Source organism: Sandaracinaceae bacterium, from assembly GCA_020633055.1.
In the GTDB taxonomy this organism is placed as follows: domain Bacteria; phylum Myxococcota_A; class Polyangia; order Polyangiales; family Houyiibacteriaceae; genus JADJJE01.
In genome coordinates this window covers 500423-514523 of the sequence record JACKEJ010000010.1, presented here as the reverse complement: position 1 = coordinate 514523, position 14101 = coordinate 500423, and the positions used below count along the sequence as shown (strand labels likewise).

The 14101-nt window shown below is 68.4% G+C and carries 8 protein-coding genes; 4 read left to right on the top strand and 4 right to left on the bottom strand.

Annotation, left to right across the window (positions count from 1 at the left end):
- Both rpoB and rpoC read left to right on the top strand, forming a co-directional pair.
- The coding region (gene rpoB / locus H6726_24550) for a DNA-directed RNA polymerase subunit beta (GenBank protein MCB9660839.1) at positions 1-3844 on the top strand (3844 nt) is incomplete at its 5' end.
- Between the two features lie 3 nt (positions 3845-3847).
- Complete coding sequence (rpoC, locus tag H6726_24545; GenBank protein MCB9660838.1) at positions 3848-8023, top strand: DNA-directed RNA polymerase subunit beta'; 4176 nt, start codon at positions 3848-3850, stop codon at positions 8021-8023.
- 122 nt (positions 8024-8145) lie between these two features.
- Here the strand turns inward: rpoC and H6726_24540 are convergent, their stop codons facing one another.
- From H6726_24540 to H6726_24530, 3 genes are read right to left on the bottom strand one after another with little or no spacing between them, the layout of a single operon-like run.
- The gene (locus H6726_24540) at positions 8146-9252 is read right to left on the bottom strand and encodes a histidinol-phosphate aminotransferase family protein (protein ID MCB9660837.1); all 1107 of its coding nucleotides are present in this window, start codon (positions 9250-9252) and stop codon (positions 8146-8148) included.
- A 46-nt stretch (positions 9253-9298) separates the two neighbouring features.
- On the bottom strand, positions 9299-10267 hold the full coding sequence (gene cobD / locus H6726_24535; protein ID MCB9660836.1) for a cobalamin biosynthesis protein CobD: 969 nt from the start codon (positions 10265-10267) through the stop codon (positions 9299-9301).
- The gene (locus H6726_24530; GenBank protein MCB9660835.1) at positions 10264-11064 is read right to left on the bottom strand and encodes an adenosylcobinamide amidohydrolase; all 801 of its coding nucleotides are present in this window, start codon (positions 11062-11064) and stop codon (positions 10264-10266) included. The genes cobD and H6726_24530 overlap by 4 nt, the downstream gene beginning before the upstream one ends.
- 70 nt (positions 11065-11134) lie before the next feature.
- Between H6726_24530 and H6726_24525 the strand changes: the two genes are divergently transcribed.
- On the top strand, positions 11135-11800 hold the full coding sequence (locus H6726_24525; protein ID MCB9660834.1) for a hypothetical protein: 666 nt from the start codon (positions 11135-11137) through the stop codon (positions 11798-11800).
- Between the two features lie 23 nt (positions 11801-11823).
- Entirely contained in the window at positions 11824-12876 is a 1053-nt protein-coding gene (locus H6726_24520; protein ID MCB9660833.1) for a hypothetical protein, read from the top strand.
- A gap of 63 nt (positions 12877-12939) precedes the next feature.
- Here the strand turns inward: H6726_24520 and H6726_24515 are convergent, their stop codons facing one another.
- Positions 12940-14004, bottom strand: coding sequence for an FHA domain-containing protein (locus tag H6726_24515; GenBank protein MCB9660832.1), 1065 nt, complete (start codon positions 14002-14004; stop codon positions 12940-12942).
- Between the last annotated feature and the right edge of the window lie 97 nt (positions 14005-14101).

The window sequence follows — 14101 nt, the reverse complement described above, 5'->3', positions numbered from 1 at the left end:
CAAGGTCACCATCCAGCTGATCATCTACGACAACAGCGATGGCGGCGAGCGCGCGGTCCGCGACATCAAGGAGCAGGAGGTCTACTTCGGTGAGATCCCGCTCATGACGGAGAGCGGCACGTTCATCATCAACGGCACCGAGCGCGTGGTGGTCAGCCAGCTGCACCGCTCCCCGGGCGTCTTCTTCGACCACGACTCGGGCAAGACCCACTCGTCGGGCAAGCTGCTCTACCAGGCGCGCGTCATCCCCTACCGCGGCTCGTGGCTGGACTTCGAGTTCGACCCCAAGGACCTGCTGTACGTACGCATCGACCGTCGCCGCAAGATGCACGCGACCGTGCTGCTGAAGGCCCTCGGCTACAGCACCCACGACCTGCTGAAGTTCTTCTACCACACCGAGACGATCTTCTTCGAGTCCAAGAACTCGTTCTCGAAGTCGGTGGAGTACGACATCCTCACCGGTCAGCGCGCCACGCGCGACATCAAGATCGGCGGCGAGTCGCTGGTCAAGAAGAACCGCAAGTTCACGCGCGCCGTCATCCGCAAGCTGCAGGCCGCGGGCATCGAGAAGCTGCCGGCCGACCTGAGCGAGGTCGTGGGCAAGGTCAGCGCCGAGGACGTCATCGACGAGGAGACGGGCGAGATCATCGTGCAGGTCAACGAGGACCTGACCGAAGAGAAGATCGCCGCCATGCGCGAGGCGGGCGTCAAGCAGCTGCGCGTGCTCTTCATCGACGGCCTGAACGTCGGCTCCTACCTGCGCGACACCCTGCTGGCCGACAAGGTCATCAGCCAGGACGAGGCCATCCTCGAGATCTACCGCCGCCTGCGCCCGGGTGATCCACCCACGCTCGAGACGGCTCGCACGCTCTTCGGGAACCTGTTCTTCAACCCCGAGCGCTACGACCTGAGCCAGGTCGGCCGCCTCAAGCTGAACTACAAGTTCTACAAGGACCACAGCGAGCGCCCGGACATCGAGCACACCACGCTCACCGAGCGCGACATCCTCGAGACGGTGCGTCACCTGATCGAGCTCAAGAACGGTCGCGGGTCCACGGACGACATCGACCACCTCGGCAACCGCCGCGTGCGGGCCGTGGGCGAGCTCATGGAGAACCAGTACCGCATCGGTCTGGTCCGCATGGAGCGCGCCATCAAGGAGCGCATGAGCATGTCTCAAGAGATTGAGACGCTGATGCCGCACGACCTGATCAACGCGAAGCCGGTCAGCGCCGTGGTCAAGGAGTACTTCGGGAGCAGCCAGCTCTCGCAGTTCATGGACCAGACCAACCCGCTCTCCGAGGTCACGCACAAGCGTCGTCTCTCGGCCCTCGGGCCTGGCGGTCTGACGCGTGAGCGCGCCGGCTTCGAGGTGCGCGACGTGCACACCACGCACTACGGCCGCATCTGCCCCATCGAGACGCCGGAAGGTCCAAACATCGGCCTCATCGCGTCGCTCTCCACCTACGCCCGCGTCAACGACTACGGCTTCGTGGAGACGCCGTACCGCACGGTGACCGAGGGCAAGGTCAAGGACGAGGACGTGCGCTGGTACTCGGCGCTCGAGGAAGAGGGCCACTACATCGCGCAGGCGAACGCGGTCATCGACCAGAGCACCAAGATGCTCGAGGGCACGCTCATCAACGCGCGCTACAACGGTGAGCCCGTGTTGGTTCCGCCCGACACGGTCACCCTCATGGACGTGTCGCCGAACCAGCTGGTCTCGGTGGCTGCCTCGCTCATCCCCTTCCTCGAGCACGACGACGCCAACCGCGCTCTGATGGGCTCGAACATGCAGCGTCAGGCCGTTCCGACGGTGCGCGCGCGTGCGCCCATCGCCGGCACGGGCATCGAGGACCGCGTCGCGCGGGACTCGGGCGTCTGCTTGGTGGCCAAGCGCGACGGTGTGGTCGAGTCGGTGGACGCGACGCGCATCGTGGTCAAGGCCGAGGGTGAGGCCGGGGCCTTCCCGGACATCTACCGCCTGCTCAAGTTCCAGCGCTCCAACCAGAACACGGCGTACAACCAGCGCCCCATCGTCCAGCCGGGCGACCGGGTGGTGGTGGGCGACGTCATCGCGGACGGCCCCAGCTGCGACAAGGGTGAGCTCGCGCTCGGCCAGAACGTCATCTGCGCGTTCATGCCGTGGGGCGGGTACAACTTCGAGGACTCGATCCTGCTGAGCGAGCGCATCGTCAAGGACGACGTGTTCACCTCGGTGCACATCGAGGAGTTCGAGTGCGTCGCCCGCGACACCAAGCTCGGCAAGGAAGAGATCACGCGCGACATCCCGAACGTCGGCGAGGAGGCCCTCAAGGACCTCGACGAGTCGGGCATCGTGCGCATCGGCGCCGAGGTCAACTCCGGCGACATCCTGGTCGGCAAGATCACGCCCAAGGGCGAGACGCAGCTGTCCCCCGAAGAGAAGCTGCTTCGCGCCATCTTCGGCGAGAAGGCCGGCGACGTGCGCGACACCTCGCTGCGCGTTCCGCCCGGTGTGACCGGCATCATCATCGACGCCCGCGTGTTCGCGCGCAAGGGCACCGAGACCGACGACCGCACGCGGCAGATCGAGGACGACGAGCGCGCCAAGCTCGAGAAGGACATGGCGGACGAGATCAAGATCATCCGCGACTCCGCCTACGCGCGCATCCAGAAGCACCTCGTGAAGAACACCACGACCGCCAAGCTGGTGGACGACAAGGGCAAGCAGCTCTTGGCGAAGGGTGTGAAGATCGAGGAGAGCGAGCTCGAGCCCATCCCCCGCAAGTACTGGGGCGCCATCGAGGTCGAGAAGAACAAGGAGAAGATCGACGCGATCCTCTCGCAGCTCGACGAGCAGACGTCGGCCATCGAGGTCCTCTTCCAGGAGAAGATCGACAAGCTGGGCAAGGGCGACGAGCTCCCGCCGGGCGTCATCAAGATGGTCAAGGTCTACGTGGCCATCAAGCGCAAGCTGCAGATCGGCGACAAGATGGCCGGTCGTCACGGCAACAAGGGCGTCGTCAGCCGCATCCTGCCCGAGGAGGACCTCCCGTACCTCCCCAACGGTCAGCCGGTGGACGTGGTCTTGAACCCGCTTGGTGTTCCGAGCCGCATGAACGTCGGACAGATCCTCGAGGTGCACCTCGGCTGGGCAGGCTACCTGCTCGGTCAGCAGCTCCAGGAGATGGTCGACACCGGCGTGGACGCCGCCTCCCTCCGCAAGCACCTCCAGCGCATCTTCAAGGACGGCCCTGTCCGCAAGGTCGTCGACGAGGTGAGCGACAAGGAGATCGTGCCGCTCATCCGCAGCTGGAAGAACGGCCTGCAGCTCGCGACGCCCGTCTTCGACGGCGCGTCCGAGGAAGAGATCAAGGAGCTGCTGCGCATCGCCAACGTGCCCGACAGCGGCCAGACGGTGCTCTTCGACGGCCGCACGGGCGACGCGTTCCACGAGGACGTCACGGTCGGCATCATGTACATCCTCAAGCTGCACCACTTGGTGGACGACAAGATCCACGCGCGCAGCATCGGGCCCTACTCGCTGGTCACGCAGCAGCCGCTGGGTGGTAAGGCGCAGTTCGGTGGTCAGCGCCTGGGTGAGATGGAGGTCTGGGCCATGGAAGCCTACGGCGCCGCATACGCGCTGCAGGAGTTCCTCACGGTCAAGTCCGATGACGTGCAGGGTCGTACCCGCATGTACGAGGCCATCGTGAAGGGTGAGCACACCCTCGATGCGGGCCTCCCCGAGAGCTTCAATGTGTTGATGAAAGAGCTGCAGGCGCTCTGCCTGAACGTCGAGCTCATCGAAAAAGATCAGATTCGCCGTAGTGACGACGTCGTCGCGGCCGAGGAGGACTGAGCCATGAAGGACATTTTCAGCTTTTTCGAGAAGCCCAAAGATCCGCTCGCGTTCTCGGCCATCCGCATCTCGCTCGCTTCGCCGGAGAAGATCCGCGAGTGGTCGCACGGTGAGGTCAAGAAGCCGGAGACCATCAACTACCGCACGTTCAAGCCGGAGCGCGATGGTCTCTTCTGCGCGAAGATCTTCGGACCGGTGAAGGACTACGAGTGCATCTGCGGCAAGTACAAGCGCATGAAGCACCGCGGCATCGTGTGCGAGAAGTGCGGCGTCGAGGTGATCCAGTCCAAGGTGCGTCGTGAGCGCCTGGGCCACATCACCCTGGCCACGCCTGTGGCGCACATCTGGTTCTTGAAGAGCCTACCGAGCCGCATCGGCGCCGTGCTGGACATCACGCTCAAGGACCTCGAGCGCGTGCTGTACTGCGAGAGCTACGTCGTGCTCAACCCCCAGGAGACGCCGCTCGTCCGCGGTGAGATCCTCAGCGAGGACGCCTACCACCAGCTGCTCGACGAGCACGGCGACGACGCGTTCGACGCCGGCATGGGCGGTGAGGCCGTCCTCGAGATGCTGCGCGACGTCGACGTCCACACGTTGGCCGAGCAGCTGCGTCTGGACCTGCGTGAGGCCACCTCGGAGGCCAAGCGCAAGAAGTACAGCAAGCGCCTGAAGGTCATCGAGGCCTTCAAGGACTCCGGCAACCGTCCCGAGTGGATGATGCTCACGGAGATCCCGGTGCTGCCGCCCGACCTGCGCCCGCTGGTGCCGCTCGACGGTGGTCGCTTCGCGACGTCGGACCTCAACGACCTCTACCGTCGCGTCATCAACCGCAACAACCGCCTGAAGCGCCTGATCGAGCTGAACGCGCCGGAGATCATCATCCGGAACGAGCGGCGCATGCTGCAGGAGGCCGTCGACGCGCTGTTCGACAACGGCCGCCGTGGCAAGACCATCACGGGCCCGAACAAGCGCCCGCTGAAGTCCCTGAGCGACATGCTCAAGGGCAAGCAGGGCCGCTTCCGCCAGAACCTGCTCGGTAAGCGCGTCGACTACTCCGGCCGCTCCGTCATCGTCGTGGGTCCCACGCTGCGCCTTCACCAGTGCGGCATCCCCAAGAAGATGGCCCTCGAGCTGTTCAAGCCCTTCATCTACAGCAAGCTCGAAGAGCGTGGTCACGTCACCACCATCAAGAGCGCCAAGAAGCTGGTGGAGAAGGAGAAGCCCGAGGTCTGGGACATCCTGGACGAGGTCATCACCGAGCACCCGGTGATGCTCAACCGCGCTCCCACGCTGCACCGCTTGGGCATCCAGGCGTTCGAGCCCGTGCTCATCGAGGGTAAGGCCATCCGCCTGCACCCCCTGGTCTGCACCGCGTTCAACGCCGACTTCGACGGCGACCAGATGGCGGTTCACGTGCCGCTCTCGGTCGAGGCGCAGATGGAGGCGCGCGTGCTCATGATGAGCACGAACAACATCCTCTCGCCGGCCAACGGCAAGCCCATCATCAACCCCACCCAGGACATCGTCCTCGGCCTCTACTACATGACCCGCGAGCGCCAGTTCGTGAAGGGTGAGTACAAGGAGGGCAGCGAGGCCAAGGGTGACTTCAGCGGCATCTTCTCGAACGCGGATCAGGTGCGCATGGCGTACGACTCCGGCGAGGTGGCGCTGCACGCGAAGATCAAGCTGCGCTGGAAGGGGGAGCTCTACGAGACCACCGTCGGTCGCGTGCTGGTGAGCGAGATCCTGCCGCCCGGTCTGGATTTCCGCTCGGTCAACAAGACCCTCGACAAGAAGGCGCTCTCGTCGCTCATCGACGAGTGCTACCGCAAGAGCCGCAACAAGAACACCGTGCTCCTGGCCGACCGGCTGCGCACGTTGGGCTTCGAGATGGCCACGCGGGCCGGTGTCTCGGTGTGCATGGACGACATGCTCATCCCCGAGAGCAAGAAGGAGATCCTGCGTCAGTCCAACGACGACGTGGCGACGGTCGTGGAGCAGTACCAAGAGGGTCTGATCACCGACGGCGAGCGCTACAACAAGGTGGTCGACATCTGGGCCGAGGCCTCTGACCAGATCGCGCGCGAGCTGATGGAAGTCATCGGCAGCGACAACGTGACGAACCCGGACACGGGCGAGTCGGTGCGCGTCCCGAGCTTCAACTCCATCTTCATGATGGCGGACTCGGGCGCTCGCGGTAGCAACCAGCAGATTCGTCAGCTGGCCGGTATGCGCGGCCTCATGGCGAAGCCCTCTGGCGAGATCATCGAGACGCCCATCACGGCCAACTTCCGTGAGGGTTTGACGGTGCTTCAGTACTTCATCTCGACGCACGGCGCGCGTAAGGGTCTGGCCGACACGGCGCTCAAGACCGCCAACTCCGGGTACCTCACCCGCCGCTTGGTGGACGTCGCGCAGGACGCGGTCATCACCGAGTACGACTGCCTCACGCTGGACGGCATCTGGGTCTCGAAGCTCGAAGAGGGCGGCGAGGTCGTGACGCCGCTGGGCGAGCGCATCCTGGGGCGCGTGGCGCTCGAGGACGTGGCGGACCCCGTCACCGGCACCGTGCTGGTGGAGGCCAACCGCGAGATCGACGAGCACTTGGTGAACGTCATCGAGTCGGCCGGCATCGAGCGCGTGCTCATCCGCTCCGTGCTCACCTGCCAGACGCAGCGCGGCGTGTGCGCGGCCTGCTACGGCCGTGACCTGGCGCGCGGCTACGAGGTGAACATCGGCGAGGCCGTCGGTGTCATCGCGGCGCAGTCCATCGGCGAGCCCGGCACGCAGCTCACCATGCGCACGTTCCACATCGGTGGTGCGGCCGCGCGCGGTAAGGTCGAGCAGAGCAGCATCATCAGCCGCGTCGACGGCATCATCCGCCTCGAGAACACCAAGACGGTCAAGAAGAAGGACGGCAACGTCGTCATCATGAACCGTCACGGCGTGCTCAAGATCGTGGACGAGTCCGGCCGCGAGCGTGAGAGCTACAACCTGAGCTACGGCGCCTTCCTGAAGGTGTCCGAGGGCGAGACGGTCAAGAAGCTCACCACGCTGGCCGAGTGGGACCCGTGGGCCATCCCCATCGTGACCGAGGTGTCCGGTGAGGTGAAGTACGGCGACGTCGTCGAGGGCGTCACCATGGAAGAGAAGCTCGATGAAGTGACGGGTCTGTCCCGCCGCCTCATCATCGAGTCCCGTGACCCGAGCGCGCGCCCGCGCCTCTCGGTGAAGGGCCTCGAGGGCGACACGCTGCGCACCGGCACCGGTGAGAACGTGGCGCGCTACTTCCTGCCCGTGGGCGCCAACATCATCCCGGCCGACGGTCAGACCGTCGAGGCCGGTGAGATCATCGCGAAGATCCCGCGCGAGACCACGAAGACCAAGGACATCACCGGCGGTCTGCCCCGCGTGGCCGAGCTCTTCGAGGCCCGCAAGCCCAAGGACGGCGCCATCATCTCCGACATCGACGGTGTGGTGCACTTCGGCAAGGACACCAAGGGCAAGCGCAAGGTCGTGATCGTGCCCGAGGTCGGCGAGCCGAAGGAGTACCTCATCGCGAAGGGTAAGCACCTTCAGGTGAAGGACGGCGACCGCGTGCGCGCGGGCGAGCCGCTGATGGACGGTGCGGCGAACCCGCACGACATCCTTCAGGTCAAGGGCGAGAAGGAGCTCGCGGCCTGGTTGGTGAACGAGATCCAGCAGGTCTACCGCCTGCAGGGCGTGACCATCAACGACAAGCACATCGAGGTCATCGTTCGTCAGATGCTGCGCCGCGTGCGCATCAAGGAGACGGGCGACACCGCCTTCCTGCCGGACGAGACCGTCGAGAAGTCGGTGTTCGGCAAGGAGAACGAGCGTGTCATCGCGCGCGGGGGCCAGCCGGCCGTCGCGGAGCCGCTGCTGCTCGGCATCACCAAGGCGTCGCTCTCGACCGACTCGTTCATCTCGGCGTCCTCCTTCCAGGAGACCACCAAGGTGCTCACCGAGGCGGCCATCGGCGGCAAGGTGGACGAGCTCTACGGCCTCAAGGAGAACGTCATCATGGGTCGCCTCGTGCCGGCCGGTACGGGTCTCACCGCGTACCGCAAGCTGGACATCGCGGTGGAGGACTCGCCCGACGATCTCGGCATGGACAACGACGGCGACGAGCTGCTCGCCGCGGTGAGCGAAGACTGATCGAAGGCGGCCGGGCGAGAACCCCGGCCGAACCTCGAGCCCGGCTGGAACGCTGAGGACAATGGAGCGGGGCACGCACGTCGTGCCCTTCTTCATTCCGTCTGCCCGCCGAACGCTGGTGCTCAGCGCGACGAGGGCGCTGCGAGGACGCGCGTGAGCGCCTCGACGAAGCGCGCGTTCTCGTCGCTGGCCCGGACGCGAATGTAGCCCGGGAGCCCGAACGACGTGCAGCTGCGCACCAGGAACCCGTGCCGCTGCACCAGCTGGGTGCGGACGTCGTCCGCGTGCGGAACGCGCACCAGCCCGAACACCGTCAGGGACGGCACGTGGGCGAGTCCTGCCTGCGTCAAGAGGCCCTCGAGCTCTCGGCGCTGTGCCAACCAGCGCTTCCGGACGATCGTCAGGTGGGCTTCTGCCTCCGGCGCGGTAGTGGCGATGGCTGCGGCGAGGGCGAGCGATGACACGCTCCAGGGTGCCGACTGCGCCGCCACACGTGCGAGCAGCGCGGGCGCCCCGAGGGCATAAGCGACGCGCAGCCCCGCGAGGGCGTGGTCCTTCGTCAAGGAGCGCACCACCAGCGCGTTGGGGGGAAGTCGGTGCGCGGACTCCGCGTGGCGCTCCGACAGCGAGAGGAAGGCCTGGTCGACGAGGAACGTGGTACCCGGGTGGTCCGCCACGAGCCCGGTCAGCGAGAGGAAGTCGAGCGCGCGTCCCGTGGGGTTGTTCGGGTGGCAGACGTAGACGAGGGCCGGGCGCTCGCGTCCGAGCGCGGTCACCCATGCGTCCAGCGGTGGTTCGAAGAGGTCTTCTTCACGAGCGCGCACCTCGACGACGCGGCGACCACAGGCGTGCGCGGCCGCGTGAGCTTCAGAGAACGTCGGCCCGAGCACCAGCAGGCACGCGCCGTCTGGTACCAGGGCGCGCACCGCGCTCCAGATGAGCTCGGCCGCACCGTTGCCCAAGAGGACCTCGTCTGCCGGGCGACCCAGCGACGCGCCCAAAGCCTCCCGCGCCTGCGTCGCGCCGCGATCGGGATAGGCACGCACGTCGGCTGCGCGGACGGCAGCCAGCACACCTGGGCTGGGGCCGAAGGGGCTGATGTTGACGCCGAGGTCCAGCACCTGCGATGGGTCCACGCCGAGGGCGCGCAGGGCGCGTGGTGTCGTGTCTCCATGGTGTCCGAGGAGGTCGCGCGCGGCCTCATCAGGCGGGCCTTCCCTGCGCGTCACGACGCACCTCCTGGAGCCGTCCATTGCGCGCGGTGCCGTTCGTGAGTCATGGTGGGCTCCCGATGCAGCTCCACACGGGGCCCGTCGGGTCGCCGAGCGCGAGCGCAGCGACGGCCAGGAGCGCCGTGATCGTCATGGCCAACCCCACGAGGCGGCGCGCGTCCGTCAGGGTCTGCACACTCGGCGGGTCTCCCGCTGCACCCAGCGTGTAGGTGTCCGGCTTCACCAGGCACACGCCCAAGAGTCCAGCGGTCATCGCCATGGGAAACCCGCCGTTCGGGCTCGGCGTCAGGCGCGCGTCGGTCATGCAGGTGCGCCACCCGCGCGCCACATCCAGTCGGAGTGGGACGGCCGCGAGCCAGAGCAGGATGGCGGAGAGGCGCGCCGGGACCAGGCCGAGCACGTCGTCCACGCGCGCGGCTGGCTTGCCCAGCCACTCGTAGCGGCCCCGGTAGCCGACCATCGCGTCCAGCGTGTTCACCGCGCGGAACGCGAGCGCACCAGGCAGCCCGAAGAGCACGTAGTAGAACAACGGCGCGACGACGCTGTCCGAGAGGTTCTCCGCCAATGAGGCCGTGGCGGCGCCCGCGAGCTCGCTCCCGTTCAGCGAGGAGGGGTCCCGGCTGCACAGCGACGAGAGCCCACTGCGCGCGGTCGCGAGGTCGTTTGCGCGCAGCGCACGTTCCACGGCAAGGCCCGCGTCCAGCAGCCCGCGGCAGGAGAACGAGGCCTGGAGCCAGAACAGCGCGAGCGCGCTTTCCGCCCAAGGCGACGCCACGCGCGCTGCTCGCGTGATCCAGACGACGGCACCCACCGTGAGCGGCACGAGCGCGAGCAGCAGCGCGCCCCCGAGCAGCGCCCGCAGCGGTGGAGCCAGCGGAAGACGCCCGCGCGCGGCGCCGGCGAGGCGTCCGAACCACGCCACGGGGTGCGCGGCGTTGGGCAGCTCCCGCAACACGACGTCCCACGCCAGCGCCAGCACGAGGCACACCAGGGCCGTTCCGGCGGCGCTCAAGAGGCTCCTCGCACGTGTTCCCGCATGGCGCGCCTCAAGGTGTCCCCATAGCGCTCGTCCCACGAGGCCGCCCCCGCCGAGACCGCGTCGTACACGGCGCGCCCCACCACCGCACCGACGGCGGTGTGCTTGCCGGCGTAGGGGACGCCGGAAGCGTCGTCCACGGAGTCCATGACGCTCGCTCGATCCGCACCGGCAATGGGGCAGAGCAGGGCGATGCAGTCCGTGCCCGTCCCGCTCGCCGGTAGGCCGCTACGACGCGACGGAAGGGCACGCTCCACCACCGCCAGCGTGCGCGCCTCGGTGGCGACGCTGAGGGCCTCTAGGCGCGCCGTCGTGGAGAGCGCGCGGGACACCCACAGCAGCACGTTGATGGTCCCGACAGGGGCAAGCGCTCCGGGAGAGTCGCCAGCGCGGAGCAGGTTCGAGAGCCCCACGGTGGCGACCGCGACGCAGCGGACGGGCGGCGACGGCAGCGCAGCGTCCTCGAGCGGCTCCTCGGCGGTGGCGACCACGGCGCGCTGGAGCGCACAGGCGGTCATCATGGCGACACCGTCTGCGCCCACCAGCTCGCGCTGGCGCGCCTCGAGCAGGGCGAGCGCGTCCACCTCCAGCGAGAGTTCGTGCGATGCGACGTGGTGGTTGGCCACGTGCGTCGTCGTCTGCTCGCCACCCCCGCGTGGCGCGAACGATAGGCACGCGTGCGGGACCTGGGTGCTCATCACCAGCACGCGCTCCGTGCGCGTGATGCGTAGGCCGTCCTGCTCGTACATCACGTCGCCGCTGAACATCGGCATGGCTTGCTCGTCAACGTCGTGTCTGTCAACCGAGGCTTGCGCCGGCCCCGTCCACCAGGAAACTGCTGCCATGCGCACACGCACCACGCTCCGCACGTCGTTCTCTCTCCATGCGCCGCAGGGCACCGTCACCGTCGCGGTGAAGGCGCCACGAGCCGTCGCGCCCAAGGCCCCCGCCGGCTGGTGCGCGCTGCTGGTCGCGACGCTGGCGACCGTCTCGGTGGGTTGCGGCCATCGTGGCGCGAGCGAGGGCGACACGGTCAGCGAGCCCACGACGGAGGATGGCGCGTGTGGCTCGCGCGGCCTCGAGCCTTGCCCGGACGGCGAGTTCTGTCTGTTCGAGCCGGAGGACTCGTGCGGCGCCACGGATCGTGGCGGTCACTGCGAGGCCATCCCACGCGTCTGCACGCGCGAGTACCGGCCCGTCTGCGGCTGCGATGGCCGCACGTATTCGAACCGTTGCGACGCGCACGCCGGGGGCACCTCGGTGGCGCGCGATGGTTCGTGCGCGGAGGACGCGCCGAACGAGGACGCGTCCTCGGGGTGCATCCGCACGGGCTGCGGTGGCGAGCTCTGCCAAGGCGCCGACGAGGAGGCCATGGCCAGCATCTGCGTCGCGCGCCCCGAGCACGCCTGCTATCGCGGCGCGGCCTGCGAGCGTCAGGCCGACGGGCGCTGCGGCTTCACGCAGAGCCCCGAGCTGAACGCGTGCTTGGCGAACCCGCCGAGCCTCTGAGCGCGCACGGAGTCCCGCCCGCGATGTCACGATCACCGCAGGACTCGAGCCGTGTCACGCGGCCTGCGTGGGTCGCCCTCGCGCCCCGCCTTCGCATGGATGACGGCGAGCACGTCCTGCGCATGGACGATGCGGCCCACGCGCGCCTGCTGCGGCAGCTGGCCGCGCGCGCCCTCCACGAGCCGCTGCTCGCGTGCCTCGCGGAGCGTCCGGCTGCGTCTCCCGCCGTCGTCGCCGCTGCGCGCGCGCTGCGCGCGTTGCTGCCCGGTAGCCCCAAGCCCGTGGCTGCCCTCACGCGCGCCCCCGAGGTCATCGCCCCGCTGCTCGGCGCGCTGAACGCGCCCACCCACGAACGGGAAGCCGCGTGCGACGTGTTGGCGGCCACGGTGCTGTTCGCCCTGGCGCTCACCCAGCATCTACGGGTCTCGGTGCAGCTCGTGGGCCCGCTCACCTTGGTGCACGGCCCCACGCGTCGTGGCCTCGCGCTGCGCGCCGACCAGCGCCTGCAGCTGGGCCCGGGTGAAATCTCACTGGACGATCACCCACTCGACCCGTGGGGCTCCGCGTTGGCGCACACCGTCTCGACGTACGGCCGGCTATGGACGCCGCTCACCAACGTCGCACGACTCCCGCCCCCAGACGTGTGGGACGCGGTGCTCCGGGCCGTCGCTCCCGGTGATTCGCAGGCGTCCGTGGTGCACGAACTCTTCGATGCCGTCACCGTCGATGATCGGCGGCACACGTTCGCGGAGGTCGACACCGGACGGCGTCCAGCGTGGGACACCGCGCTGCCGTCCGCCCTCGGCTGCCTGCGTGTCCCTCGCGCGGACGACGCGACGGCGATTGCCCATGCGCTCCTGCGCGAGGGGGTGCTGCACCGCCTGCTCGTGCTGCGCCTCGTCGACCCACTGGTGCGCGACGAGCGAGCGCTTCCCCTTCTCATCGGCCGCGCGGACGCGTGGGCGCGTGCACGACTGACCATCGAGCCCATGAGCCAGAGGCCGTGCGTCGTCGACTCCGAACTCACCACGTTGGGTGCCATGGTGGCTCGGGAGCTCGACGCGAGGGCTTGGTGATGGTGCCTGGCCCGCGAGCGAAGGTGCGCTACGGACCCTTTCGCACGGCCTCCCGCGAGCCTCTCAGCGACTGAGCCACCACAGGCCGAGCGCGCTGAGCGTCAGGACGGCGCCGGCCAGCACGTAGACGATCATGTCGGTCAGCGCTGCGCTCTCACGTCGCGGACGCGCTGCGCGCGGCTTGGGGTCGGCGATGGCCACTACGTGGTCGCCCGCGCGCGGCGCCTCGAACGCGGGATCGACGCTCGCTTCGTCGGTGGGGGCGGCGCTCTCCGTGTCGCCGGGCTGGCTCGCCTCGCGAGCGCGCTCAGCGTCGGCGCGCTCGGCCTCGAGCTCGTCGAAGGGGTCTGGCGGAAGATCCACCGCCAGATCGTCGGCGGCTTGGATGCGCGACACGGCGGTGCTCGCAGGGTCTTCGAACGTCAGGCGGGTCGAGCCGATGCGCAGCTCGTCGCGGTCCGCCAGCCGTCGCTCCGGATGCGCGCGCCCGTTCACGGTGGCTGGGTTCTTGGCGCCGAGGTCGCGCAGCAACACGCCATCCAGGTCGCGCCACAGCTCGGCGTGCTCACGCGACGCGTCGGCGTCGTCCAGCACCACCTCGCACTCGGGACTCCGGCCGATGCGCCACGACGCGGGCGCGTCCGGCATGCTCAGCCGCTCGCCTGCGCGGCTGCCATTCTCGAAGACGAGCTGTGGCGCGGCGACGGGCGTCGTCCCCTGGGACAACACGGCGCGCACGAGCTGCCGCGCGAGCTCGGCCGTCTCGTGCGCGCTGGTGACGCCGCCCACCGCGGGCAGGAACTCCACACGGAGGGTGAAGCCGCCCAGTTCGATGCGGTCGCCGTCCCTGAGGGACTTGGGCCGGTGAGGCGAGATGCGCGCTCCGTTGACCAGGACGCCGTTGGTCGAACCCTCGTCCGTCACGCTGTACTGCGCTCCGCTCGGTTCGAGGCTGGCGTGCAACCCGCTCACCGCGGGGTGCGGCAGCAGGATGTCCGCCGTGCGCCCGCGGCCGATGCGCACGCGACCGTGCTCGAAGCTGTACACGGCGAGCGCTCGGGACGCGCTCGGCGGGTCCACCTCTTGGGGCTCACCCCAACGTGAGCGGACCGTGATGCGGATTCCCATCGGACGAAGAGCCTGGGCCGGCCCTCGGCTGCGGTCAAGAACGTGCCTAGCTCCGCGCGCGGACGCGTGGCGTCGCACACGTGTCGGACGGCGCCCC